Origin of the sequence: Rhizobium leguminosarum, from assembly GCF_002953715.1 — a bacterium.
Taxonomy (GTDB): Bacteria; Pseudomonadota; Alphaproteobacteria; order Rhizobiales; family Rhizobiaceae; genus Rhizobium; species Rhizobium leguminosarum_V.
Window position 1 is genome coordinate 1,259,748 of record NZ_CP025012.1, and the last position, 25,374, is coordinate 1,285,121.

The window sequence follows — 25,374 nt, forward strand, 5'->3', positions numbered from 1 at the left end:
CAGTTAGGGTTTCAGCCAAGGTCTCAGGCCGTGCGCACCGTCGCCGTGCCCACCAGCAGGTCGTGGACGAGACGGCTGCGTTCGATAAACAGGCCGGCAAGCAGAATGAGCGGCGTCAGCACCGAGTTGAGGATCCAGAACAGTGCCAGATGCACGATCGCCGTCATGAAATCCATCGGCCGTCCATCGACGCGCACGATCGCGATTCCCATGGCGCGCATGCCGAGCGAGGCCTGGCTCGGCCCACCAACAGTCAGGCCGAAGTAAATGCCGGCGACGATGACGAAGAGGGCAGGGTAGAGCAGGAAGCCGAGGCCCAGCGTAACGATCGACAGGAAGAACAGCACGATCGCCGCGGGAATGCACAGCAGCGCCACGATGACATAGTCGAGAATGAAGGCGAAGACCCGGCGGCTCAACACGCCGCTATAGGCGCGCCAGTCCTCCGGTGCGGCATAAAGCGGATTGGGGTTGTAGCTCATCTCAATCTCCTCAGGAAAAGCGATGCCGCTGATATGGTATCGGCAGGGCAAAATGCAATAATCTGCCCCGGATGCGGATGGTTTTAGGCCGGATCGGCCTAAAACCATCCGCATCTAAATCAAAGAAATGGAGCATGATGTCGTCCGAAAACCGCGGACATTTTTCGGCATCATGCACTACAGCGCCGCGCGTCTTTTGAGATGCGCAAAGGACGCTGTAGCACTTTGAATCGCTGCATAATTTTATCCTTAAATCGATTCCGATTTAAGGAATTATGCAGTCACCGCTTTGCGAGGATTTTCGCCACTTCGACCGCGAAATAGGTGAGGACACCGTCGCATCCCGCCCGCTTGAACGACAGCAGCGTTTCGAGCATCGCCCGCTCGCCATCGATCCAGCCGTTCATCGCCGCCGCCTTGATCTGCGTATATTCGCCGGAAACCTGGTAAGCGAAGGTCGGCAGGCCAAAGGCCTCCTTCATCCGCCAGCATATATCGAGGTAGGGCAGGCCGGGCTTGACCATCAGCATGTCGGCGCCTTCCTCGACGTCGAGGGCCGCGTCGCGGATCGCCTCGGTGCCGTTGGCGGGGTCGAGATAATAGGTCTTCTTGTCGCCTTTCAGCAGCCCGCCCGTCGAGATTGCCTCGCGATAGGGACCGTAGAAGGCGGAGGCGAATTTCGTCGCATAGCTCATGACGCCGACGTTCTGGTGGCCGGCCGCATCGAGCGCCATGCGGATCGCACCGATGCGCCCGTCCATCATCTCCGACGGTGCGATGATGTCGGCGCCGGCATCCGCCTGCATGACGGCGGCGCGCGCCACCTGGTCGACGGTCTCGTCGTTGACGATCTCGCTGCCTCTGAGGATGCCGTCATGGCCGTGGCTGGTGAAGGGATCGAGCGCGACGTCGGTAATGACGCCGATATTAGGCACCGCCTTCTTGATCGCCGCTGTCGCCTGATTGATCAGGTTGTTGGCCTCGAGGCTGTTTGAGCCGGTCTCGTCACGCAGTTCCATCTCGATGTTCGGAAAGGTGGCGAGCGCCGGAATGCCGAGGCCGGCCGCTTCGCGCGCGGCTTCGACGGCCTTGTCGATGCTCATGCGGTTGACACCCGGCATGGCCGGGATTGGATCGATGATGCCGGAACCCGGCACGATGAAGATCGGCCAGATCAGATCATCGACCGTCAGCCGGTTCTCCTGCACCAGCCGGCGTGTCCAATCCGCCTTGCGGTTGCGCCGCATGCGGCGATGACCGGTGATGTCGTCGACGAGATGCGTCCTGTCCTGCATGATATCTGTCCTTGGCCCATTCCATTTATCGGAGCGCTCATTATCATGGCGCCTGGAAAATCCAAACCGGACGATTGGCCGCGGCGGAAAAACCTCTGGCGCATAACCCGAAAATCGGAATGGATTTTCGGGTTATGCGCTAACTCAATGTTATAGAGCGTCCTTGGCGCGTCGTGTCAGACGCGTGGGCGCCCTTGTGAAGATGCAACCCCAAACCGATGTCTGCGCTATGGAAACCGAATCCCCGACGATACCGAAACGCACACTGGCGGATATCCTCTTCATTCTCTTCCTGAGGCTGGTTGCCGTATCCTGCTTCTGGTTCGGCCTGCAATATTGGGCGATGCTCGTCGGCTATTCGCTGGTCGGCGCCGGTCGCTTCGATCTTTTGAGCCTGCCGTGGAAGGTGGCGAGCACCAGCCTCGCCGTACTCTTCCCCGTCGCCTCCCTCGGCCTCTGGCTCACCGTCTCCTGGGGGCCGGTCATCTGGGTGCTCGCCGCCGGCGGGCAGATCCTCATGTATGGCCTGCTGCCGGATATTTTCGGCCCCAACAAGCTGATCATCCTGCTGCATCTCATGGTCGCCGTCGTCTACTGGATTTTCCGCCTGTTGCTCTGGCTGGAAAAGCGCCGGCACCGCCGCCAGGTAAGTGTTGATTTACCCTGAGACAACGTGGGGTTACCGGTAAGGCTCCGTTAAGCCTGCGGTTTAAGTCGAATTTTATATGTATTCGATAGGGTCTCACTCAAGGCGGGAAGAAAACACACCGCCAAACAAACAGTGAGGCAGTCAATATGAACACGAAAATTAAGCCGCAGGCGGTATCGACCTTCCGTGACCAGCAGGACCACGACATCCGTGATCTTTACATGGAATCCCTTCATCTCGTTGAACGTCTGCACCGTCGTCTTCTCGACGTCATCAAGGACGAGTTCGACCGTCAGGGTCGCAGCGATGTCAACGCCATCCAGGCGCTGCTCCTTTTCAACATCGGCAATTCCGAGCTGACCGCCGGCGAGCTGCGCTCGCGTGGCTACTATCTCGGCTCCAACGTTTCCTACAACGTCAAGAAGCTGGTCGATCTCGGCTTCATCAACCACCAGCGCTCCCGCATCGACCGCCGCTCGGTCCGAATCAGCCTGACCGAAACCGGCCAGGACATCGCCGAAACGGTGGCCAAGCTCTACGAACGCCACATCGCCTCGATCGACAAGGTCGGCGGCATCGGCACCGATGAGTTCACGCAGATGAACAAGCTGCTCCAGCGTCTGGACCGCTTCTGGAACGACCAGATCCTGTACCGCCTCTAAGACTCCTGACCTCCTTCCAGGGTTGCAGAAAATCGGACGTGTTCCCTGCACGTCCGATTTGCCGTTTGATCCGCGTGGCATCTTTGCAACGCATGGCAGACAAGCGCAAAGCCCGGTATTCAAGCCGTTTTTTAGCCGTTATTAACCGGCACGCTTTACCCGTCATATGGTTCGTTGCGTCGTGTTTCCGGTAGCCGGCAGTCCTTCTACCCACCCGGCAACACGAATTGGCCATATTGGTGTGGCAGCGGAAGACTTAACAACCGGCGCTTTCAATGGACCGATCAGGAATGCTCAGGCTGTCGCATCGCAATCTTGTGATGGGGCAAGCGGAATTTTTTGATGCGCCGGGACAACGAATGGACTGGGATCTGCGTTAAAGCGCAGTGATATCGCAAAGAGCCGCGGCATCTCTTTATCGCCGCAGTCAGTGGTTGGGACTATGTCGAAGAAAAACGGAATTGAAGCTCTCTCGCGCCGCGCTTTCCTTGCGTCCGCGGCAACGGTTGGCGCCAGCGCGATTGCCGCGCCGGCATTCGCGCAATCGGCGCTCGATACGCTGATCAATGCGCCTCGCCGCGGCAACTGGGACGACCAGTTTGACGCCAAGGCGGCTTCGCGCACGGCGACCGCCATGGTTTCCAACACGCCGATCCTCGGCCCGCAGTCGGTTGCGAGCGCGCAACAGGCGATCATGCAGTATCAGCAGATCGCCGCAGCCGGCGGCTGGCCTGAGGTCAATCCCGGTGACCAGCGCCTGCAGCTCGGCGTCAGCTCTCCTTCCGTCCAGGCGCTGCGCCAGCGCCTTGCGATCACCGGCGATCTGCCGCGCGAAGCCGGCATGTCCAACGCCTTCGATTCCTATGTCGATGGCGCCGTCAAGCGCTTCCAGGCCCGCCACGGTCTGCCGTCCGATGGTGTTCTCGGCGAATTCACGCTGAAGGCGATGAACATTCCTGCCGATGTCCGCCTGCAGCAGCTGAACACCAACCTCATCCGCCTGCAGACCTTCCCCGAAGACATGGGCCGCCGTCACCTGATGGTCAACATCCCGGCCGCTTACGTCGAGGCTGTGGAAGACGGCAGTGTCGCGACACGTCACACCGCGGTTGTCGGCCGCTTGAGCCGCCCGACGCATCTCGTCAATTCGAAGATCTACGAGGTCATCCTCAATCCTTATTGGACGGCGCCGCGCTCGATCGTCGAAAAAGACATCATGCCGCTGATGCGCAAGGATCCGACCTATCTCGAAAAGAATGCCATTCGTCTGCTCGACGGCAAGGGCAACGAAGTCGCCCCCGAGACCATCGACTGGAACGGCGAGGCGCCGAACCTGATGTTCCGTCAGGACCCCGGCAAGACCAACGCCATGGCCTCGACGAAGATCAACTTCTACAACAAGAACGGCGAGTACATGCACGACACGCCGCAGCAGGGCCTGTTCAACAAGCTGATGCGCTTTGAATCGTCGGGCTGCGTCCGCGTTCAGAACGTCCGCGACTTGTCGAACTGGCTGTTGCGCGAGACCCCCGGCTGGAACCGCCAGCAGATGGAGCAGGTGATCGCAACCGGCGTCAACACGCCGGTCAAGCTCGCCACGGAAGTTCCGGTCTATTTTGTCTACATCTCCGCCTGGGGCATGCCCGACGGCATTGTCCAGTTCCGCGACGACATCTATCAGATGGACGGCAATGCCGAGCTGGCGCTCGACACCACGGCGGGTATGGAACAGCCGGTCCAGTAAGCGGCGACCTCCGCATCGCAATTTGAAAACCGCGCTTTTCCGGCGCGGTTTTTTTTGTCCGGGGAGACGCTCCTCGATATGGTCGCCAAAGATCGGCGCGGCGCGGCCGCAAAAGAGCGTGAGCGCGCGCTTTGCTCAGCAAATGTCGTTCTTCGTATTGCCCTCGCCACGGCGGAAGGCTAATACCTCAGCGCATTCCAGTTGAGGAGCCCGCCCATGACCAATGCTTCCACCGAATCCTTCTTCAATCGCTCGCTTGCGGACGTCGATCCGGACATTTTCAGCGCGATCGGAAAGGAACTCGGTCGCCAACGGCACGAGATCGAACTGATCGCTTCTGAGAATATCGTCTCCCGCGCCGTGCTGGAAGCCCAGGGCTCCATCATGACCAACAAATATGCCGAGGGTTATCCCGGCAAGCGTTATTACGGCGGCTGCCAGTTCGTCGATATCGCCGAGGAACTGGCGATCGAGCGCGCCAAGAAGCTGTTCGGCGTCAATTTCGCCAACGTCCAGCCGAATTCCGGTTCGCAGATGAACCAGGCCGTGTTCCTGGCGCTGCTGCAGCCGGGTGACACCTTCATGGGTCTCGACCTGAATTCGGGCGGCCACCTCACGCATGGTTCGCCGGTCAACATGTCCGGCAAGTGGTTCAACGTCGTCTCTTACGGCGTGCGCGAAGGCGACAACCTGCTCGACATGGATGAAGTCGAGCGCAAGGCCAAGGAAACCAAGCCGAAGCTCATCATCGCCGGCGGCACTGCCTATTCCCGCATCTGGGACTGGAAGCGCTTCCGCGAGATCGCCGATTCGGTTGGCGCCTACCTCATGGTCGACATGGCCCATATTGCCGGCCTCGTTGCCGGTGGCGTTCATCCGTCGCCATTCCCGCATTGCCATGTCGCGACGACGACGACCCACAAGTCGTTGCGCGGCCCACGCGGCGGCGTCATCCTCACCAATGACGAGGATCTGGCGAAGAAGTTCAACTCGGCCGTCTTCCCGGGTCTGCAGGGTGGCCCGCTGATGCACATCATCGCCGCCAAGGCTGTCGCCTTCGGCGAGGCGCTGCAGCCGGAATTCAAGGACTACGCCGCCCAGGTCGTCAAGAACGCCAAGGCGCTTGCCGAAACGCTGATATCGGGCGGCCTCGACGTCGTCTCCGGCGGCACCGACAACCACCTGATGCTGGTCGACCTGCGCAAGAAGAATGCCACCGGCAAGCGTGCCGAGGCAGCCCTCGGCCGCGCCTATGTCACCTGCAACAAGAACGGCATTCCCTTCGATCCGGAAAAGCCCTTCGTCACCTCGGGCGTGCGCCTCGGCGCACCGGCCGGCACGACCCGCGGCTTCAAGGAAGCCGAATTCCGCGAGATCGGCAATCTCATCGTCGAGGTCCTCGACGGCCTGAAGGTCGCCAATTCGGATGAAGGCAACGCCGCCGTCGAAGCCGCTGTGCGTGGCAAGGTGGTCAGCCTCACCGACCGCTTCCCCATGTATGATTACTTGGGATAAGGAGTAGGGATGCGCTGCCCCTATTGCGGTTCGGAAGATACCCAGGTCAAGGATTCGCGCCCGGCGGAGGACAACACGTCCATCCGCCGGCGGCGTATCTGTCCCGATTGCGGCGGCCGCTTCACCACGTTCGAGCGTGTGCAACTGCGCGAGTTGATGGTCATCAAGAAGACCGGCCGCAAAGTGCCCTTCGACCGCGACAAGCTGGTCCGCTCCTTCGAGGTGGCGTTGCGCAAACGCCCCGTCGAGCGGGACCGCATCGAGCGCGCCGTCTCGGGTATCGTCCGCCGGCTTGAAAGCTCCGGCGAGACCGAGATCTCCTCCGAGCAGATCGGCCTGCAGGTGCTGGAAGCCATGAAGAGCCTCGATGATGTCGGCTTCGTGCGCTACGCCTCGGTCTATCGGGATTTTTCGCTTGCCGAGGATTTCGAGAAGGTTATTTCCGAAATCAACGCCAAGATCGCCCGCGACCCGCTGGACAGGTGAGCCATGAGCATCACGCCGCATGACGAACGTTTCATGGCGGCGGCGATCCGTCTGTCGCGCTGGCATCTTGGCCGCACCGCCACCAACCCTTCCGTCGGCTGTCTGATCGTCAAGGACGGCGTCATCGTCGGCCGTGCGGTGACGGCGCTCGGTGGCCGCCCGCATGCCGAGACTCAGGCGCTCGCCGAAGCCGGCGTGTTCGCCCGCGGCGCCACCGCTTATGTGACGCTCGAACCCTGCTCGCATCACGGCAAGACGCCGCCCTGCGCCGAGGCGCTGATCGCCTATGGCGTTGCTCGCGTCGTCATCAGCGTCACCGATCCCGATTCGCGGGTCTCCGGCCGCGGCATCGCCATGCTGCGCGAAGCCGGCATAGAGGTGGATGCCGGCGCGCTGGAGGCGGAGGGCCGGCAGTCGCTTGCCGCCTATCTCACCCGCCAGACGAAGAACCGGCCCTATGTGACTCTCAAACTTGCCGTTTCCGCCGATGGCATGATCGGCCGCTACGGGGCAGGGCAGGTGGCGATCACAGGCCCGGAGGCCCGCGCCCAGGTGCAGGCGCTGCGCGCCGAAACCGATGCCATCCTGGTCGGCATCGGTACCGCGGTTGCGGATGATCCGCTGCTGACTGTGCGTTCGCCAGGTCTTGAATCGCAATCGCCGACCCGCATCGTCCTCGATCCTTCCCTGGCATTGCCGCTGGCCGGCAAGCTCGTCGGGACGGCGCGGGAGGTGCCGGTCATCGTGGTGGCGAGTGAGGAAGGATCATTGTCGCAGGCAGAGGGGGATATCGCATCCACAGAGATGGAATCTCGCCGCGCAGCCCTCGAAGCCGCCGGCGTCGAGGTCGTCCATTGCAATCCCTATCATCCGGAAGTCCTGCTGCTGGCACTCGCGACGCGCGGTATTTCCTCGCTTCTGGTCGAGGGTGGTGCAAAGACGGCGCGGCTTTTTCTCGAGGCTGGCCTCGTCGACCGCATCCAGCTTTACCAGGCGCCTGTTGTGATCGGTGATGGCGGTATTGAATCCCCGCTCGATGCAACCGACATACCATCGGGTTTTGCCCATAGGGGCACGCTGATGTTCGGCGGCGATCGCCTGGACGAATACGAAAGAGGGCTTTGATGTTCACCGGAATAGTCACCGATATCGGCACGGTCGAATCCGTTTCCCCGCTGAAGGAAGGTATCCGGCTGCGGGTCGCGACCGCCTATGATCCCTCAACCATCGATATGGGCGCCTCGATCTCTCACGCCGGCATCTGCCTGACTGTCACCGCACTTCCGACCGAGGGCAGCAACGGCCGCTGGTTCGAGGTCGAGGCCTGGGAAGAGGCGCTGCGGCTGACGACGATCGGCACCTGGCAGGAGGGCAGCCGCATCAATCTCGAACGGTCGCTCAAGATCGGCGATGAACTCGGCGGCCACATCGTTTCCGGCCATGTCGACGGCAAGGCGGAAATCCTTTCGGTGACAGCAGAGGGCGACGCCACGCGCTACCGCCTGCGCGCGCCCGAACATCTGGCGAAATTCGTCGCCCCCAAGGGTTCGATTGCACTCGACGGCACCTCGCTGACGGTCAATGCCGTCGACGGTACGGATTTCGACGTCCTGCTCATCCGCCACACGCTTGAGGTCACCACCTGGGGCGAGCGCAAGGCCGGCGATTTCGTCAATTTCGAAGTCGACACCATGGCGCGTTATGCCGCCCGGCTGGCGGAATTCCCGAGCACCTGAATCAAAAACCTGTAACGGTTTCCAGGGTCACACCACGACTGGCATGCTGGGCGCGGAACAACATCAGGCGCTCGTCGACGCATCCAACTGCGCGTCTGCGACACGGCGTCGGCCAGATAGCTCACCAATCCGGGGACAGCTTCGTCAGATACTGGCCGTAGGCGCTCTTGCCGAGCTTCTCTGCGAGCTTGGCGAGGTCGTCCTGCGAGATGTAACCCATGCGCCAGGCGACTTCTTCGGGGCAGGCGATCTTGAAGCCCTGGCGTTTCTCCAGCGTGCTGACGAAACCTGCGGCATCGAGCAGGCTGTCCGGCGTGCCGGTATCGAGCCAGGCATAGCCCCGGCCCATCAGCTCCACGAAAAGCTGGCCGCGCTCGAGATAGGTACGGTTGACGTCGGTGATTTCCAGTTCGCCGCGCGGTGATGGCTTCAGGTTGGCGGCGATATCGACCACCTGCTGGTCGTAGAAATAGAGGCCGGTCACCGCCCAATTCGATTTTGGCTTCTTCGGCTTCTCTTCGATCGACAGCGCATTCATCTTTTCGTCAAAGCCGACAACGCCATAGCGTTCCGGATCGGTGACGTGATAGGCGAACACCGTCGCGCCTTCCCGCCGACTCGTGCCGGATTTCATGATTTCCGGCAGTCCGTGCCCGTAGAAGATGTTGTCGCCGAGAACGAGTGCCGAGCTGTCGCCGTGCAAGAAGTCGGCGCCGATGATGAAGGCCTGGGCGAGGCCGTCCGGGCTCGGCTGTACGGCATAGGTCAGCGAAATTCCCCATTGCGAGCCGTCGCCGAGAAGGCGCTTGAAGGCTTCGACGTCGTGAGGCGTGGTGATGATCAGCAACTCCCTGATGCCGGCGAGCATGAGCGTCGTCAGCGGATAGTAGATCATCGGCTTGTCGTAGACCGGCATCAACTGTTTCGAGACGGCCTGCGTGATCGGATGCAGACGCGTGCCCGTGCCGCCGGCGAGAATAATCCCCTTCATGCCCTTCTCCCTAAAGACCTTTATTCAAAAGGTCTTGCATGACAATTTTCATAGACTGCTTCCATTCCGGCAGCTGGATTCCATATGTTCTGGCGAGCTTGTCGCCGTTGAGACGTGAATTGGCGGGACGCTTGGCCGGTGTCGGATAGTCGGTCGTCGGGATGCGCTCGACGCCGACGTTTCTGCCGCCGGATTTATGAAGCTCCGCGAATATCTCTTCGGCGAAATCAGCCCAACTTGCTTTGCCGCTGCCCGTCAGGTGAAAGGTGCCGCGCAGCGATGGCGCAGGGTCTGCTACGATACGGGTTGCGATCGCAAGAATCGCGTCGGCGATGTCGAGTGCCGAGGTCGGGCATCCAGTCTGATCGGCGACAACGCGAAGATGATCGCGCGTCTCGGAAAGTCGCAGCATCGTTTTCAGGAAATTGGTGCCAAAGGGCGAATAGACCCAGGCGGTGCGCAAGATGACGTGGTTCGGGTTCGCCGCTGCGACGGCCTTCTCGCCCGCGAGCTTCGAACGCCCGTAGACGGAGATCGGCGCCGTTGCATCCTCTTCGGAATAGGCGGAGGTCTTGTCGCCGCTGAAGACGTAGTCGGTCGAAATGTGGATGACCGGAGCCCCGATCCGCGCGGCAGCCTCGGCAACCGCCCCGGCGCCTGCCGCGTTGACGGAAAAAGCAAGCTCGGCTTCGCTCTCGGCCTTGTCGACCGCCGTATAGGCAGCCGCCGAGACGATCACATCCGGGCGCAGAGCCGAGAAGGCGGCTGCGATGCTTGCAGGATCCGCAAGGTCCATTTCCGGGCGCCCGACCGCGCTGATTTCGACGCCCGCTTCGGCGCCACGTCTGAGCAGCGACTGAACGACCTGGCCCTGTTTGCCGGTGACGGCAATGCGCATCGCTTATCGTCCCTTGAAAACGCCGAGGCGTTCGCCGGAGTAGACGTTTTCCCGCAGCGGCCTCCACCACCATTCGTTTTCCAGGTACCAGTGCACGGTCTTCTCGATGCCGGTTTCGAAGGTCTCTTGCGCCTTCCAGCCGAGTTCGCTTTCGAGTTTCGAGGCATCGATCGCATAGCGTGCGTCGTGTCCGGGGCGGTCCGTGACGTTGGTGATCAGACGCGCATGCGGTCCCTTGGCATCGTAGACGCCGTCGAGAATAGCGCAGATGCGATGAACGACATCGATGTTCCTGCGCTCGTTGCGGCCGCCCACATTGTATTTCTCGCCGAGCCGGCCCCGGGAAGCGATCGTGAAGAGCGCGCGGGCGTGGTCTTCGACATAGAGCCAGTCGCGCACATTCACGCCATTGCCGTAAACGGGAAGAGGCTTGCCCTCCAGTGCGTTCAGGATCATCAGCGGAATGAGCTTTTCCGGAAAATGGAACGGGCCGTAGTTGTTGGAGCAATTGGAGACGACGACGGGCAGGCCGTAGGTGCGGTGCCAGGCGATCGCCAGATGGTCGCTCGCCGCCTTGGAGGCGGAGTAGGGCGAGGACGGATCGTAAGGCGTCGTCTCCTCGAAGAGGCCCTCGTCGCCGAGCGAGCCGTAGACCTCGTCCGTCGAGACATGCAGAAAGCGGAAGGCGCTCTTGCGGCGAGCGTCAAGCTCATCCCAATAGTGCCGTGCGGCATCCAGCAGGCTGAATGTGCCGACGATGTTGGTCTGAATGAAATCGGCCGCGCCCGAGATCGAGCGGTCGACATGGCTCTCGGCCGCGAGATGCATGACGATATCAGGGCGGAAGGACGCGAATGCTTCCTGCATCATGGCGCGGTCGCAGATGTCGGCGCGCAGGAATTGATAGTTCGGCGCCGATTCGACGGATTTCAGCGATGCCAGATTGCCGGCATAGGTCAGCGCGTCGACATTCAGCACCTCGGCGCCGATCTCGCTGACGAGATGGCGCACCAATGCCGATCCGATGAAGCCCGCTCCGCCCGTGACCAGTATGCGCATCGTGGATCAATCCTTGGGTTGCTGTGCCGAATAGGAAAAATGGCCTGGCAGATCGGCGAGCCGCGGCAGTGTCTTGTCCTTGTCGGACAATACCATGTCTCTCTCATAGAAGGGCCAGCGGATACCGATCGCCGGATCGTTCCACGCGATGCCCCGATCATGCTGCGGGCTGTAGGGTGCGGTTACCTTGTAGCTGATGACGCTGTTCGGCTCGAGCGTTGCGAATCCGTGTGCGAAACCGGCCGGTACCCAGAGCTGCATTCCATTTTCCGGCGAGAGTTCCTGAGAGAGCCATTTGCCGAAGCTCGGCGATCCCTCGCGAATATCGACAACGAAATCCATGATCCGGCCGGCAAGGCAGCGCACCAGCTTGCCCTGTGCGAAGGGTGGTATCTGGAAATGCAGTCCCCGGACGGTGCCGGTCTGCGCCGAAAGCGATTCATTGTCCTGGATGAACGTGACGTCGGCCACATTTTCCCGGAACCAGGCATCCTTAAATACCTCGGAGAAATAGCCGCGGTGATCGCCGAAGCGTGGCGGCGTGATCGCAACGATGCCCTCGATGGCCGTGGTCTCAATACGCATGACTTGCCTTTTCTGCGGCCTTCATCAAGCGCCCGCCCTCATGACGCTCATCAGCATGTCGGCCTGCGAGCGGCTCTGCATGGCCGCAAGGCCCTTCGCGGCGATGGCATCGCGCTCGTCGGCATCTGCGATCAGCTTGTAGCAGCGCTCGATCATGTCGTCATAGGGCTCAATTGCCAAGCCGCCGATGAAGGGCTGAAGGTCTGGATCGCGGATGTCGCCTTCGCTCAGCACGCAAACGCGATTGGCAAGCAGATAGGAAATGCGCACGATCTCGAAGACGCCGCTCGCATAATGATGGATGTTGATCACGATCTTGGCGCGGGCAATTGCTGCGTCGCGTTCCGCGCCATAGATGTTGAAGAGGTGCGCGACCTTGAGCCCGCCGTCCTTCAGCGTCTTCAGGATATGGTGGCGGCGTTCGTTCATCGAGCCGTAGAAGAGCACGTCGATGTCTTTGACGGCGGCATGCTGTATCTGGCTGAGGCAGCGGCTATAGCCGATTTCGAGCACGCCGGCGTGATCGATACCCTTGGCAGCAAGGTTTTCTCGGTTGCGCGGGCTGTAGTCGAGCACCGGCATTGCCCTCAGGATCGACGTATAGCGCGAGTTGATCCAGGTACTTTCTTCGGACACCTGCTCGAGATTGATGATGACGCTGTCCTTCGGCAGATGGCTGACGATTTCGGCGGGGAGAAGATTGCCGCCATAGATGATCGGCGCACGGCCGGCGAACTCGTTCATGTCTCTGACGATCGGTGCAGAGCCGCCCAGTTCATGGAAGGCTCCCTGCAGACCGAGCGCAACCTCGTCGAAGGCGTGGCTGTGGTTGTAATTGGCAGGCGTCACGATCCAGATGCAATGGCGATCCTTATGGGCCTGCCATCCGCCGGCAAAGGGCTGCAAGGTGTCGCGAAGCGGCTGCTCGATCTTTTGGGCGGCGGGTATCTCGGTACGCACAGCTTGCTGCGGCGCCGGGGAGGCGCCGGAAGCCTGCGGAGCATAGGCACGCATCAGGTCGCGGCCACCAGTGAACTGGCCGCGCGGCATCCAGGCCGGCGGGTCATCGGCGCCCCAGATAAGGTGCGGCTGCTTGATCAGTGGTTGACGGCCCTCCTGCCAGGAGGTCAAGAGGGCCTGCTCGGGGCTCCGAAGAAAGGCCTCCTTGGCGGCGAAGAGACCATGCAGCATCCGGCCGAGACGGACGCCGAACTTCCACTCGAAATCGGCAGGCGTCGGCACGAAGGCGGCGATCTTCAATCCTGCGGCAGCAGCCTGCTGGACATAGAGCCCGAGCAGACGCTCGATCACGAAGGGGCGCATCTTCGCGTTGGCATCGCGTGAATAATGAGCCGAACCGGCATAGGCGGCGCCCGCCGCCGTGCCGGCGCGCGCTTGGTTTTCCAGCGATTCGAGAATGCGTTCGCAAAATGCGAAATACCCGGACCAGAATTTCCGGTTGCCGCAGAAATAGTTGCAGAACATGAAGGCAGTCTTGTCCTGCGGCGGCGCGATCGGATAGCCCAGCTCCTGGATATGTAGAAAGATCGGCTCCATGCCGGGGTGACCGCCAAGCAGCGAATGTTCCCAAACGTTGCTGTAGATCGCCGCGTGGCCGATCAGCGGGTTGTAAAGATAGGCGTCCGCACCTTCTGCCCTGGCCTTTTCCGCCTCCGTGACAAAAGACGGAAAGCTCGTCACCGACTTCATCTCGAATTTGCTGGAGAGCAGCCCCCAAAACACGTCGTCACCGAGGCCGATCGCCTCGTGATGCGCATGCAGGATGCGGAAGAGCTCGTACTCGCGAGTCTCAGCCTGCGTGTTGAACGAGATATCGAGCGGCACGGCAGCCGCGTCGAGCTGGCTGCGCTGTGAAGGATCGAGATAAGGCTGATAGATGATGACGGATCCCGTGCCGGCAGCCTTCTCCGTGAGAAGCGCCAGATCAGGAAGACCGGCCGGCAAAGTAGAAACGGGCTGATTGATCGTCAAGGTATTGTCCTTCGCGAAGGGCTGCCGTCTGCATGGGCGATCCGCAGAACGGCAATTCGAACTTGTTTGGTGCCGACTATTGGACGTGAAGCTTGCGCCACACTGTTTGCAGGACTTTCGCTGGTCAGCCTGGAGGGATTGCGGGAGATCCGTGGTCAGTTTTCTTCAGCCAGCTTTGTTCGCGGCGCCGCTTCTGCTGCCAGTATCGCAAAGAGTTGCGATGTTACGTTTGGAATTGGGCCGCCTCGGTTTATACGCCGCTTCTATAGATCCCATCATTCGATACAGTAGCTATTTCTCCGAACAAGGACCCAGGTAGGGTATTGCCATAGAGTTCGGCTATCCGTTTGATTAGAAGATAGCTTCCCAGACGCTCTTGGCAAAATGAGATCGCACGTTTCTGCACGGGGTCTTCGGCTTGAAACGGTTGATATCGTTTCGCAAATTCAAAAGACGGCGCCACAAGGCGCACAAAAGTATCGAGCCACCAGTCCGTCGGATACGTGCCGAGTTCAATGCCTCCAGGAACGAAAGTGCTGGAATTAAAAAAATGCAAAGCTTCGGCTTGCGTTAAAGTGTTTGCTTCGATTGAAAACGCTGTATATCTCAGGAAATCAACAATATTGTGGAAGCGTGCATAGTGTTGAGATATGTTATGTAGATTTAACGGCCGAGGTAGGAAGAAATTTTCTGTAAAAAATGCCGGATTCTCCGGTTTTGTGATTCCTACTTCTTCTGAAGTCGTTGTATTCATCCCAGGATATTCGGGATTAGGTGTTCCGATTTTTAGTCGTGTTAAAAATTTACGATACTGCCAGATAGTAATGTTGCGGGGCTTCGATATTTCTTCGGAAACGACTTTCGCGATTACGATCGTTCCCAGCGATCCTGACAATTTCGCGTGAAGCTCCTCCGGCTCGCTGAAAAAATCATAGCCGGCAATGACATCCATTCCCTGGTTTTCCAAAGGAGGTTTAGAATTGAGCCATATGATTTTCGCGCCCTCGGGAGGAGGGTAGCTCGGCAAATCCTTGTGGCAAACAATGAAAATGGTCATATTTGTGATCAGCCTCTTATGGATGGGGAGTTTCTGCCGGCTGCAATTACCACGCGGCTCGCCCGTCAATGCTTAGTTGTGTCAAGGTGGCGGACGTCAGTATTCCAAGCGTTTCTGCCTCTTGTCAGCGACTCTAAAGCGCGTTCCTTGCGCGTAGCAGGTGCGAAGTCCGGACCCATCCGGGGATGACGTCGGGTGCCGCAAGCTCAGGTTGTCGATATCCTTTTGCTTAAACTTGCTGTTGGCGATATCGGCAAATGTCAGCAAGCCCGCAATGGCGCGCGCTATATTGCCCGCTTGGTGGAATTCCCTAACGCGAAAACTGAATGATCTCGCCGTTGTACTGCGTGCGCGCCGTCTCGCGGAAGCCGAGCTTGGCTGCGACCCGCAGCGAGGCCTGGTTCTCGGGGCTGATGATGCAGCTCATTTGTTTTTCGGGAAAATGCGTTTCCGCCCAGCCGATCAGGACGGTCAGCGCCTCGGTGGCATAACCGCGGCCGTGCGCCGAGGGCATCAGCGCCCAGCCGACCTCCATCGTCCCCTCGATCGAGGGTTCCATCTCGCGCCGGGCTTCCAGGAAGCCCGCTTCGCCGACGAACCGGCCGCTCTCCTTTTCGACGATCGCCAGAAAACCGAAGCCCATATGATGCCACATGCCGGCAAGGCGCAGCATGCGGCTCCAGCTCTGCTCGCGTGTTGACGGCACGCCGGTGATGAAGCGCACGACGTCCTCATCCGCCCATAGCGCCGCATGCGCGTCGAAATCGTCGAGGCGGTGAGGGCGAAGCGTCAGCCGCGCCGTTTCGAGGATTGGAATGTCGGTCACATCGGGTCCTTGTGAAAAAAACACGTCCTCAGGCGCCGGGCTCGCCGTCCCAATAGTCGAGATCGCCTTCCGGCCGTCCGATATGACGGAAGCGCTTGGTTTCTGCATTGTCTCTGTTCGTCTTGGCCCAGTTCGTCTTGGCAAGAAACTTTCCGGAATCGGGATATTCGACGATCTCCGTCTTCGCCATCGTCGAAATGCCGAGATAGACGAGTGTGGCCGTGCCGGTGTTGATGATCTGGTGCGCCGTTTCGGGCCCGCCGGCCGGCGCGCCGAGCACGTCGCCCGCCTTGATCGCATGGCGCGCGTCGCCGAAGCGGTATTCGCCGGCGCCCGCGATCACATAGAAGAGTTCGTCTTCGACATGGTGGTTGTGGAAGGGGCAGCCCGATTTGCCGGGCGGTACCTCATTGTAGCTGACGCCGAGGCCGGCAAGGCCAAGAAGCGCGCCGAACGAGGTGTCGGTGCTTTCGTAGAACTCGCCCTGTTTCCAGTGGTCGAGCTTGAGATCGGCGGTGTTGATCACCGCTTTCGGTTCCGTCGCCATGGTGTCCTCCTGTTGCAGGAGAAGAAACCATCATCGCGCCGGAAAATTCAACGTTTTATATGGGCTTTATCTGGAAAATCTCCAGCATGGGCGGAGAGGAGACCGCCGCCCATGCTTTGAGCGCCGCGCGCCCGACAGGACGCGCCAAGGACGCTCTTTCACTTTCAATCCAAGCATACCCCCGAAAATCGATCCGATTTTCGGGGGTATGCGCTGAAGCCGTTAACGAATGTAGAAGGTCACGCTTCCGTCGGCTGCCTGCTCGGCATTGACGACATTGCGAATATTGACACCCTCATTGTTGAGGCGGTGGGCAAGCGACCTGTTGGCGTCGATCGATGCCTGAATGCCGCGAATAGCCTCGCCGGAGCGTTGCGGTGCCGAGTGTGGACCGCTCGTCTCGTCGTCGAAGTTGCGCCAGTTGTAAACCTCCTGGACATTAAAATCATTGCCCTGGAAGTTCCTGAGCGTCTGCTCGATGCCTTTAGGGGTGTTCATCTCAAGGCTGTCGGCCCGGCTGACGCCGGCGAAGGCCATGGAGGAGAGGGCTGCAGCGATAGTGATGGTGACAACGCGGTTCATGATGGTATCCTTTCATCTGCTTTGACGGTCGACTGTCGTTGCAGGGGATCGTCTTCGTCACGACATGGAATTGGCGCTCTCCGTTCCGCGATTCAATGGGTTAAGCCACTGAAAATATGTTAAGAATTGTTCATGAAAACTGCCTTCGAATTGCCGCTTTCGAGGCATCGCGGAAAGTCGGTTTTGGAGGCCTGCCCAGCTGTGCATCTGTGGTGCTGCTATCCCCTTGCAGATATTTCCTCTTTCGTATTGCGGCATCGGGCGAAATTGCTTGCCATTCGGACGAAGGCATGTTTTGACCGCGGGCTGCCGAGTGGGAAAATGTCCCGCCAACCGAAGGTGAACCATGCCGAGAGAGACCGCTCCCCATATTTTGATCGTTGAGGCCCGCTTCTACGACGACATGGCCGACGCCCTGCTCGAAGGCGCGACCTTTGCATTGACAGAGGCCGGCGCCACCTTCGAGGTCGTCACCGTTCCCGGCGCACTGGAAATTCCAGCGGCGATTGCCATGTCGCTCGATGGAGACGACAATGGCGGAACGCATTATGACGGCTATGTCGCCCTCGGCATGGTCATTCGCGGCGAGACCTATCACTTCGATATCGTGTCGAATGAATCCTCGCGCGCCTTGATGGATCTCGCGGTCAGCGAGTCCCTTGCCATCGGCAACGGCATCCTGACCGTCGAAAACGACGAACAGGCATGGGCGCGCGCGCGCCGCTCGGATAAGGACAAGGGCGGATTTGCCGCTCGTGCAGCTCTGACCATGATCGAGCTGAAGCAGAAACTGGGTGCATAACGAATGAACGACGACAAGACGGAACGGCCGGTCAAGACTGCAAACCAGCGGGGCGCTGCCCGTCTTGCTGCCGTTCAGGCACTTTATCAGATGGATGTCGGCGGCACCGGTGTTCTGGAAATCGTCGCCGAATACGAGGCGCACCGTCTTGGCCAGGAACTCGACGGCGCGACCTATCTGAAGGCCGATGCCGCCTGGTTCCGTTCCATCGTCTCCGGCGTCGTGCGCGATCAGGTCCGCCTCGATCCGCTGATTGCCGCAGCCCTGCAGGATGATTGGGCCTTGTCGCGCCTCGACAGCACCGTGCGCGCCATCCTGCGCGCCGGCGTCTTCGAGATCACCGATCGCAAGGACGTTCCGGTGGCGGTCATCGTCACCGAATATGTTGAGATCGCCCAGGCCTTCTTCGATGACGACGAGCCGAAGCTCGTCAACGCCGTGCTCGACCGCATCGCAAAGCAGGTCCGCGGCGAAGCGAAGAAATAAGTCTTTAGCCGCCAAATAATCCCCCCGCTTCTTTCTTCGCACTGCAATGGTTTTCGCCCGTTGCGGTCTTGACGCCACGTGATCGACCACGCAATCTCCGCAACGCTTAGCTGTGGCATTTCTGTGGAGAGGAAGGCGATTCGGCGGCGTATCTGCCGGAGAAGGAGTGATCTCCGGCCTTTGGGAGGAAAGAGCGAAATGACGATTCTTTTATGCGTAATCGCATGCGGTCTGCTCTCGGTGGTTTATGCCGCCTGGGCAACCCGGTCGGTGCTTGCCGCCGATCAGGGCAATAGCCGCATGCAGGAGATCGCGGGCTATATCCGCGAAGGCGCTCAAGCCTATCTGACGCGCCAGTACAAAACCATTGCCATCGTCGGCGTTGTTGTTTTCATTTTAGCCTGGCTGCTTCTTTCCGCCGAGGCCGCGATCGGCTTCCTGATCGGCGCCGTGCTTTCCGGTGCTGCCGGTTTCATCGGCATGCACGTCTCCGTCCGCGCCAATGTGCGCACCGCCCAGGCCGCTTCCGTCAGCCTTTCCGCCGGCCTCGACATCGCCTTCAAGTCGGGTGCGATCACCGGCATGCTGGTGGCTGGCCTGGCGCTGCTCGGCGTCTCCATCTACTATACGGTCTTGACCGTCGGGCTCGGCCATGAGAGCGGCTCGCGCGAAGTCATCGATGCGCTGGTGGCGCTCGGCTTCGGCGCTTCGCTGATCTCGATCTTCGCCCGTCTGGGCGGCGGCATCTTCACCAAGGGTGCCGATGTCGGCGGCGATCTCGTGGGCAAGGTGGAAGCCGGCATTCCCGAAGACGATCCGCGCAACCCGGCAACAATCGCCGATAACGTCGGCGACAATGTCGGCGACTGCGCCGGCATGGCCGCCGACCTTTTCGAGACCTATGCGGTCTCTGTCGTCGCCACCATGGTTCTTGCCGCGATCTTCTTTGCCGGCGCGCCGATCCTCCAGTCTGCGATGGTCTATCCGCTGGCGATCTGCGGTGCCTGCATCATCACCTCGATCATCGGCACCTTCTTCGTCAAGCTCGGCTCGAATGGCTCGATCATGGGGGCTCTCTACAAAGGCCTCATCGTTACCGGCCTGCTGTCGATCGTCGGCCTTGGTGCTGCCACCTCGCTCACCATTGGCTGGGGATCGATCGGCTCCGTCGGAGGCGCCGATATTTCGGGCGCGCACCTCTTCTTCTGCGGTATCGTCGGCCTCGTCGTCACTGCGCTGATCGTGGTGATCACCGAATATTATACCGGCACGGGCAAGCGTCCGGTTGTCTCGATCGCCCAGGCCTCGGTCACCGGTCACGGCACCAACGTCATCCAGGGCCTGGCCGTCTCACTGGAATCGACGGCACTGCCGGCGATCGTCATCGTTGGCGGCATTCTCGCCACCTACCAGCTCGGCGGCCTGTTCGGCACCGGCATTGCGGTCACGGCGATGCTCGGCATCGCCGGAATGATCGTCGCACTCGACGCGTTCGGACCGGTGACGGACAATGCCGGCGGCATCGCCGAAATGGCGCACCTGCCGCCGGAGGTGCGCAAATCCACCGATGCGCTCGATGCCGTCGGCAATACGACCAAGGCCGTCACCAAGGGTTATGCCATCGGCTCCGCCGGTCTCGGCGCCCTGGTTCTCTTCGCAGCCTACTCCTACGACCTCAAATATTTTGCGGCGAATGGCGATAAGTTCCCTTATTTCGCCGGCATCGGCGAAATCTCCTTTGATCTTTCCAACCCTTACGTGGTGGCGGGATTGATCTTCGGAGGTCTCATTCCCTACCTCTTCGGTGGCATCGCGATGACCGCCGTCGGCCGTGCCGCCGGCGCGATCGTCGAGGAAGTGCGCCGTCAGTTCAAGGAAAAGCCCGGCATCATGCAGGGCACGGAAAAGCCGGATTACGGCAGGGCGGTCGACCTTCTGACCAAGGCCGCTATCCGCGAGATGATCGTGCCGTCGCTGCTGCCGGTGCTGGCGCCTATCGTCGTTTATTTCGGCGTGCTTCTCATCTCCGGTTCCAAGGCCTCCGCCTTTGCCGCCCTCGGCGCATCGCTGCTCGGCGTCATCATCAACGGCCTCTTCGTCGCCATCTCGATGACATCAGGCGGCGGCGCCTGGGACAATGCCAAGAAGAGCTTCGAAGACGGTTTCGTCGATAAGGACGGCGTCCGTCATATGAAGGGTTCGGATGCGCACAAGGCCTCCGTCACCGGCGATACCGTCGGCGATCCTTACAAGGATACCGCCGGCCCTGCCGTCAACCCGGCGATCAAGATCACCAACATCGTCGCGCTGCTGCTGCTCGCCGTTCTCGCCGGATAAACAACGGCGCCGGCTTGGCACACTTCAAGCTGGCGCCGCGACCATTAAAAAACCCGCCGGAGCGATCCGGCGGGTTTTCGTATCAGGCGTGTCCGATCAGCGCAGGCTGCTTGGGTTCTGCGGCGTGCCGCCGGCCCCACCGCCGAACAGGCTGCGGGCAGCACTGGCGGCGCTGCCGCCGGAAAGCATCTGTTGCAGGAAGGTGAGTTCCTTGCCGCCGGTCGGCGTGACGCGTCCGATCGTGTCGAACACCTTGCCGTCCTGCAGCGCATAGTTGGCGCGGCGGCTGACGACGCCGTCCTTGTCGAAATAGATCGCCAGAACGCTCTGATCGACGACCTTCAGCTTCTGGAAGGCGACCGCACGCGTGCGCCGCTGCGAGATGTAATAGAAGACTTCGCCGTCGAAGGTCGCCGTCGTCGACGGGGTGCCGAGCGAAAGCAGCACCTGCTCGCGGCTGGAGCCTTCCGGAACGAGGTTCAGCGACTGCTGGTCGGCGACGTAGCCGCCGTTGAGCACGGTGCTGGTCTGGCAACCGGAAAGAGCGGTGGTGGAGGCGATTATGAAGGCAATGGCCGCGCTGCTGAAGAATTTCACGTCAGACTTGAAATACCGTTTATTCAACGACATCTACTCCCTTGAGTGTCGATAGCAGCCATTTGGGGCCTTGCACGCTTTCCTCCTGCAAAACCATTGTGGCCATTCCGGGTCGAATTTCCCGAATTCGCTTCGCTGACGCATCGAAGGCGTCGTCCCGAAACAGGCCATGATCGGCATTGCAATTCGCGCCTGCTTCGGTAAACCAGCTTTCGAAATCATGCAACAAGGCCAGACGCCAGCCGGCATGAAGAATGAGGCATTTCCGGAAAAAACAATGATCTTCGGGCTCTTCCGCAAGAAAAACAACAATCAGGCGATCGTCGACAGGCAATATGCGGCCCTGACGGCGGCCGCGCGCATGCCGGAGATCTATGAGCGGCTCAATGTGCCGGATACGGTCATGGGCCGTTTCGAGATGCTGTCGGTTGCCATGATTCTGTTTTTTCGCCGCACACGTGCTTCCGCCACCAGTGGCCAGGAGATCGCCCAGGAGATCGTCGACGCTTTCTTCCAGGATATCGACTATTCGATCCGCGAGCTCGGCATCGGCGACAACAGCGTACCGAAGCGCATGAAGAAGCTCGCCGGCATGTTTTACGGCCGGCTTGAAGCCTATTCGAAGGCGATGGACACAGGCGATGCCGAAGCGCTCGCTGCCGCTCTTCAGCGCAATATCTACCCCGAAACCTCGGCGCCTGCCGATATGACCGGCCTCGCCGGATGGATGATGGCCGCAGAATCGCATCTGTCCGCCGTCCCCGAAGAGGTGATCACCACCGGTTCGGTAACGCTCCCGCCGGTCGCCTGCCCACCGGTCGCTTGAAGGAGGAAACGATGAAGAACGCTCGGGACGATGTTCCCTTCTCCTATCAAGTCAAGGTCGGCCACATCTCGGCCAACCCCGTCGAGGTCCATGTCGAGGCCGACACCAGCGAACTGAAGGCGCTTGCCGAGACCTGGAACGTCGTCTCCGTCGACGATCTCAGCGCCGATCTGCAGATTGCCCGCTGGAAGCGCGACGGCGTGCGCATCAAGGGCCGCGTGCAGGCGAAAATCGTGCAGTCCTGCGTCGTGACGCTGGAACCGGTCGAATCCGCCATCGACGAGAGCTTCGAGCAGATCTTCGTGCCGGAGGGTTCCAAGCTTGCCCGCCAGGCCGGCAATGACGCCGGCGAGATGCTGCTCGATCCCGACGGTCCTGATCTGCCTGAGACCTTTGTCGGCGATACGATCGACGCCGGCGAGGTGGTTGCCGAATTCGCCGCTCTCGCGATCGATCCCTATCCGCGCAAGGAGGGCATTGAGTTCGACGGCCATATCGAGGATAGCGGCGAGGACGACAAAAAGCCCTCGGCTTTCGCAGCCCTCAAGGACTGGAAAAAGGACTGAAGCTCCTCTGGCATTTGACACAATTCAGTTGTAAGCGACGCCAAAACCGGTATTTTGGCCGAAATTTCGCCCTCGGCGAAAAGAAGGATCAGGGACGCGTGATCAGAATATCTCTCGACCTCATGGGTGGCGACTTTGGTCCCCAAGTTGTCATCCCCGGCGCCGCCAAGGCGTTGGATCGGCATCCGGATATTTCCTTCGTTCTCTATGGTCTCAAGGAACAGTGCGATCCGGTTCTCGCCAAGTTTCCGAAACTCAAGGAAAAATCGCTCTTTCACGATTGCGAGCTTGCCGTCGCCATGGATGAGAAGCCGAGCCAGGCGCTGCGCCGAGGCCGCTATATCTCCACCATGTGGCGCTCGATCGAGGCGGTGAAGACGGGTGACGCCGATGTCGCGGTCTCGGCCGGCAACACCGGCGCACTGATGGCGATGGCGAAATTCTGTCTGCGCACCATGGCCAATATCGAGCGTCCGGCGATCGCCGCGATCTGGCCGACGCTGAAGGGTGAGAGCATCGTGCTCGATGTTGGCGCGACGATCGGCGCCGACGCGCAGCAGTTGATGGATTTCGCCCTGATGGGCGGCGCCATGGCGCGCGCGCTTTTCGAGGTCGAACGTCCGACGGTCGGACTTCTGAATGTCGGCGTCGAGGAGATGAAGGGCCAGGAAGAGGTCAAGGAAGCCGGCCGGCTGTTGCGCGAGGCGAACATCGATTCGCTCGAATATTCCGGCTTCGTCGAGGGCAACGACCTTGGCAAGGGCACGGTCGACGTCGTCGTCACCGAAGGATTTTCCGGCAATATCGCCCTGAAGACCGCCGAAGGCACCGCCAAGCAGATCGGCGAATATCTGCGTGCCGCCATGTCGCGCACGCTGCTGGCCCGCATCGGCTACCTGTTCGCCAAAAGCGCCTTCGACATGCTTCGCGAGAAGCTCGATCCGAGCAAGGTCAATGGCGGCGTGTTTCTCGGCCTGAACGGCATCGTCATCAAGAGCCATGGCGGGGCGAACGCCGAAGGCATCGCCGCCGCCATCGAAGTCGGCTACGACATGGCCAAGAACGGCCTCAATCAGAAAATAGAAAACGATCTTAAGAAATATCATGCCAAGCGGCTGCCCCCGATGGGCCCGGAAGCGGCATGAGCGATGGGGTTCAATCAAAGATGATCCGTTCAGTGGTTCGCGGGTTCGGAGCCGCGCTTCCGAAGCGCGTGATGACCAATCGTGACATGGAGGCCATCGTCGACACATCGGACGAATGGATCGTCCAGCGCACCGGCATCCGCCAGCGTTATGTCGCCGGTGATGACGAAACGACGGCGTCGCTCGGCGAGGCCGCCGCACGCGCAGCCCTTGCCAATGGCGGCCTGACGCCTGCCGATATCGATCTCGTCATCTGCGCCACCTCGACGCCGGACAACACGTTTCCGGCAACGTCGGTCAACATCCAGAACCGCCTCGGCATGAGCCATGGCTTCGCCTTCGACGTCCAGGCCGTCTGCAGCGGTTTCGTTTATGCGGTTACCACAGCGGATGCCTATATCCGCGGCGGGCTTGCCAAGCGCGTTCTCGTCATCGGCGCCGAAACTTTTTCGCGCATTCTCGACTGGAACGACCGCACCACCTGCGTGCTTTTCGGCGACGGCGCGGGCGCGATCATACTCGAAGCGACTGAAGGCGAGGGCACCGTTGCCGATCGCGGCGTGCTGACCGCACACCTGCGTTCCGACGGCTCGCACAAGGAAAAGCTCTATGTCGATGGCGGACCGTCGACGACGGGCACTGTCGGCAAGCTGCGCATGGAAGGCCGCGAAGTCTTCAAATATGCCGTCGGCATGATCACCGACGTCATCCAGGCGGCATTCGATTCGACCGGCACCACCGCCGATGACCTCGACTGGCTGGTGCCGCATCAGGCCAATCGCCGCATCATCGACGGTTCGGCGAAGAAGCTGAACATCGATGCCGCGAAGGTGGTCATCACCGTCGACCTGCACGGCAATACGTCGGCCGCCTCGATCCCGTTGGCACTTGCGACCGCTGCCGGCGACGGCCGCATCAAGAAGGGCGACCTGGTGATGCTCGAAGCGATGGGCGGCGGCTTTACCTGGGGTGCGGTTCTGCTGCGCTGGTAGGCACGAATCCTAAAAAACTGGCGGCGAACAAGAGCTTGACCGTAAGGCGCAAGACAAATACTCTTCGTGCGATTTCACAAAATATTTTGTATGGGCGGGGAAACCATGACCGGAAAAACAGTGACGCGAGCAGACCTGGCGGAATCCGTTTTCCGAAAGGTTGGGCTGTCCCGGACCGAATCTGCCGAACTTGTGGAAACCGTCATCGACGAGATCTGCAACGCCATCGTGCGTGGTGAAACCGTCAAGCTTTCCTCCTTTGCCACCTTCCAGGTGCGCGACAAGAACGAGCGAATCGGCCGCAATCCGAAGACCGGCGAGGAGGTTCCGATTTCCCCCCGCCGAGTCATGACCTTCAAGGCGTCGAACGTGCTGAAGACGCGCATCCTCAAGGCGCATGTCGCTCGCAAGATCAAGCTGAAGCCGCTGAATCCGGCTCCCTGACATCGGCATCCCGTTTCGGAACGACGTTTTTTTCTCTCTCGCACTGTCCATCCTTGTGCGCAACGTCGAGACA

General features: G+C 60.4%; 27 protein-coding genes. 15 read left to right on the forward strand and 12 right to left on the reverse strand.

The genetic code is table 11. The features are described 5' to 3' along the window. Positions 1-23: 23 nt before the first annotated feature. The gene (locus CUJ84_RS06440) at positions 24-482 is read right to left on the reverse strand and encodes an RDD family protein (RefSeq protein WP_003558297.1); all 459 of its coding nucleotides are present in this window, start codon (positions 480-482) and stop codon (positions 24-26) included. Between the two features lie 281 nt (positions 483-763). Continuing rightward, positions 764-1,777: a porphobilinogen synthase gene (gene hemB, locus CUJ84_RS06445; protein ID WP_105005624.1), complete on the reverse strand. Its 1,014-nt coding sequence runs from the start codon at positions 1,775-1,777 to the stop codon at positions 764-766. Positions 1,778-2,006: 229 nt separating this feature from the next. Here hemB and CUJ84_RS06450 point away from each other — a divergent pair, with 229 nt between their 5' ends. From CUJ84_RS06450 to CUJ84_RS06480, 7 genes are all read left to right on the forward strand, one after another. Continuing rightward, positions 2,007-2,444: a DUF6163 family protein gene (locus CUJ84_RS06450; RefSeq protein ID WP_105005625.1), complete on the forward strand. Its 438-nt coding sequence runs from the start codon at positions 2,007-2,009 to the stop codon at positions 2,442-2,444. Positions 2,445-2,572: 128 nt separating this feature from the next. Next, on the forward strand, positions 2,573-3,088 hold the full coding sequence (ldtR, locus tag CUJ84_RS06455; protein ID WP_003547156.1) for a transcriptional regulator LdtR: 516 nt from the start codon (positions 2,573-2,575) through the stop codon (positions 3,086-3,088). Between the two features lie 442 nt (positions 3,089-3,530). Continuing rightward, positions 3,531-4,832 carry a L,D-transpeptidase family protein gene (locus CUJ84_RS06460; RefSeq protein WP_027685211.1) on the forward strand — a complete coding sequence of 434 codons (1,302 nt, stop codon included), beginning with the start codon at positions 3,531-3,533 and terminating at the stop codon, positions 4,830-4,832. 216 nt (positions 4,833-5,048) lie between these two features. After that, a complete protein-coding gene (gene glyA / locus CUJ84_RS06465) occupies positions 5,049-6,347 on the forward strand; it encodes a serine hydroxymethyltransferase (RefSeq protein WP_105005626.1) in 1,299 nt (432 codons plus the stop codon). A 9-nt stretch (positions 6,348-6,356) separates the two neighbouring features. After that, positions 6,357-6,833 (forward strand): transcriptional regulator NrdR, encoded by a 477-nt coding sequence (nrdR, locus tag CUJ84_RS06470; RefSeq protein ID WP_003547190.1) that lies wholly within the window; start codon positions 6,357-6,359, stop codon positions 6,831-6,833. 3 nt (positions 6,834-6,836) lie between these two features. Then, positions 6,837-7,958 (forward strand): bifunctional diaminohydroxyphosphoribosylaminopyrimidine deaminase/5-amino-6-(5-phosphoribosylamino)uracil reductase RibD, encoded by a 1,122-nt coding sequence (ribD, locus tag CUJ84_RS06475; RefSeq protein ID WP_105005627.1) that lies wholly within the window; start codon positions 6,837-6,839, stop codon positions 7,956-7,958. Then, on the forward strand, positions 7,958-8,569 hold the full coding sequence (locus CUJ84_RS06480) for a riboflavin synthase (RefSeq protein WP_027685208.1): 612 nt from the start codon (positions 7,958-7,960) through the stop codon (positions 8,567-8,569). Before ribD ends, CUJ84_RS06480 begins: the two co-directional genes overlap by 1 nt. Before the next feature lie 121 nt (positions 8,570-8,690). Here CUJ84_RS06480 and rfbA read toward each other — a convergent pair whose 3' ends face one another. The 9 genes from rfbA to CUJ84_RS06525 all read right to left on the reverse strand — a co-directional run bounded on the left by rfbA (position 8,691) and on the right by CUJ84_RS06525 (position 17,106). Then, complete coding sequence (rfbA, locus tag CUJ84_RS06485) at positions 8,691-9,560, reverse strand: glucose-1-phosphate thymidylyltransferase RfbA (protein ID WP_027685207.1); 870 nt, start codon at positions 9,558-9,560, stop codon at positions 8,691-8,693. A gap of 10 nt (positions 9,561-9,570) precedes the next feature. After that, on the reverse strand, positions 9,571-10,458 hold the full coding sequence (gene rfbD / locus CUJ84_RS06490) for a dTDP-4-dehydrorhamnose reductase (protein WP_105005628.1): 888 nt from the start codon (positions 10,456-10,458) through the stop codon (positions 9,571-9,573). Between the two features lie 3 nt (positions 10,459-10,461). Next, the gene (rfbB, locus tag CUJ84_RS06495; protein ID WP_105005629.1) at positions 10,462-11,517 is read right to left on the reverse strand and encodes a dTDP-glucose 4,6-dehydratase; all 1,056 of its coding nucleotides are present in this window, start codon (positions 11,515-11,517) and stop codon (positions 10,462-10,464) included. A gap of 6 nt (positions 11,518-11,523) precedes the next feature. Further along, on the reverse strand, positions 11,524-12,102 hold the full coding sequence (gene rfbC, locus CUJ84_RS06500; protein ID WP_105005630.1) for a dTDP-4-dehydrorhamnose 3,5-epimerase: 579 nt from the start codon (positions 12,100-12,102) through the stop codon (positions 11,524-11,526). Positions 12,103-12,126: 24 nt separating this feature from the next. Continuing rightward, on the reverse strand, positions 12,127-14,094 hold the full coding sequence (locus tag CUJ84_RS06505) for a hypothetical protein (protein WP_105005631.1): 1,968 nt from the start codon (positions 14,092-14,094) through the stop codon (positions 12,127-12,129). 250 nt (positions 14,095-14,344) lie between these two features. Further along, positions 14,345-15,151: a hypothetical protein gene (locus tag CUJ84_RS06510; protein WP_105005632.1), complete on the reverse strand. Its 807-nt coding sequence runs from the start codon at positions 15,149-15,151 to the stop codon at positions 14,345-14,347. Between the two features lie 310 nt (positions 15,152-15,461). Then, complete coding sequence (locus tag CUJ84_RS06515; protein WP_105005633.1) at positions 15,462-15,977, reverse strand: GNAT family N-acetyltransferase; 516 nt, start codon at positions 15,975-15,977, stop codon at positions 15,462-15,464. Positions 15,978-16,005: 28 nt separating this feature from the next. Continuing rightward, positions 16,006-16,524, reverse strand: coding sequence for a cupin domain-containing protein (locus CUJ84_RS06520; protein WP_105005634.1), 519 nt, complete (start codon positions 16,522-16,524; stop codon positions 16,006-16,008). Positions 16,525-16,746: 222 nt separating this feature from the next. Then, positions 16,747-17,106 (reverse strand): hypothetical protein, encoded by a 360-nt coding sequence (locus CUJ84_RS06525; protein WP_105005635.1) that lies wholly within the window; start codon positions 17,104-17,106, stop codon positions 16,747-16,749. 346 nt (positions 17,107-17,452) lie between these two features. On the opposite strand from CUJ84_RS06525, the gene ribH reads away from it, so the two are divergent. The 3 genes from ribH (at position 17,453) to CUJ84_RS06540 (ending at position 20,731) form a co-directional block, all read left to right on the forward strand. Next, a complete protein-coding gene (ribH, locus tag CUJ84_RS06530) occupies positions 17,453-17,908 on the forward strand; it encodes a 6,7-dimethyl-8-ribityllumazine synthase (protein WP_003558337.1) in 456 nt (151 codons plus the stop codon). Positions 17,909-17,911: 3 nt separating this feature from the next. Beyond that, positions 17,912-18,394 (forward strand): transcription antitermination factor NusB, encoded by a 483-nt coding sequence (gene nusB / locus CUJ84_RS06535; protein ID WP_018241520.1) that lies wholly within the window; start codon positions 17,912-17,914, stop codon positions 18,392-18,394. A 198-nt stretch (positions 18,395-18,592) separates the two neighbouring features. Beyond that, positions 18,593-20,731, forward strand: coding sequence for a sodium-translocating pyrophosphatase (locus CUJ84_RS06540; protein WP_018447477.1), 2,139 nt, complete (start codon positions 18,593-18,595; stop codon positions 20,729-20,731). A gap of 96 nt (positions 20,732-20,827) precedes the next feature. On the opposite strand, the gene CUJ84_RS06545 is transcribed toward CUJ84_RS06540, so the two are convergent. Then, positions 20,828-21,361, reverse strand: coding sequence for an outer membrane protein assembly factor BamE (locus tag CUJ84_RS06545; protein ID WP_003547220.1), 534 nt, complete (start codon positions 21,359-21,361; stop codon positions 20,828-20,830). A 136-nt stretch (positions 21,362-21,497) separates the two neighbouring features. On the opposite strand from CUJ84_RS06545, the gene CUJ84_RS06550 reads away from it, so the two are divergent. The 5 genes from CUJ84_RS06550 to CUJ84_RS06570 all read left to right on the forward strand — a co-directional run bounded on the left by CUJ84_RS06550 (position 21,498) and on the right by CUJ84_RS06570 (position 25,301). Next, positions 21,498-22,154 carry a ubiquinol-cytochrome C chaperone family protein gene (locus tag CUJ84_RS06550; protein ID WP_105005636.1) on the forward strand — a complete coding sequence of 219 codons (657 nt, stop codon included), beginning with the start codon at positions 21,498-21,500 and terminating at the stop codon, positions 22,152-22,154. A gap of 11 nt (positions 22,155-22,165) precedes the next feature. Further along, a complete protein-coding gene (locus CUJ84_RS06555; protein ID WP_105005637.1) occupies positions 22,166-22,720 on the forward strand; it encodes a YceD family protein in 555 nt (184 codons plus the stop codon). A gap of 98 nt (positions 22,721-22,818) precedes the next feature. Next, a complete protein-coding gene (gene plsX / locus CUJ84_RS06560; protein WP_020397442.1) occupies positions 22,819-23,865 on the forward strand; it encodes a phosphate acyltransferase PlsX in 1,047 nt (348 codons plus the stop codon). A gap of 20 nt (positions 23,866-23,885) precedes the next feature. Next, positions 23,886-24,857 (forward strand): beta-ketoacyl-ACP synthase III, encoded by a 972-nt coding sequence (locus tag CUJ84_RS06565; protein ID WP_105008106.1) that lies wholly within the window; start codon positions 23,886-23,888, stop codon positions 24,855-24,857. A 105-nt stretch (positions 24,858-24,962) separates the two neighbouring features. Then, positions 24,963-25,301, forward strand: a complete 339-nt coding sequence (locus tag CUJ84_RS06570; RefSeq protein WP_018241528.1) for an integration host factor subunit alpha — start codon at positions 24,963-24,965, stop codon at positions 25,299-25,301. Positions 25,302-25,374: the final 73 nt, after the last annotated feature.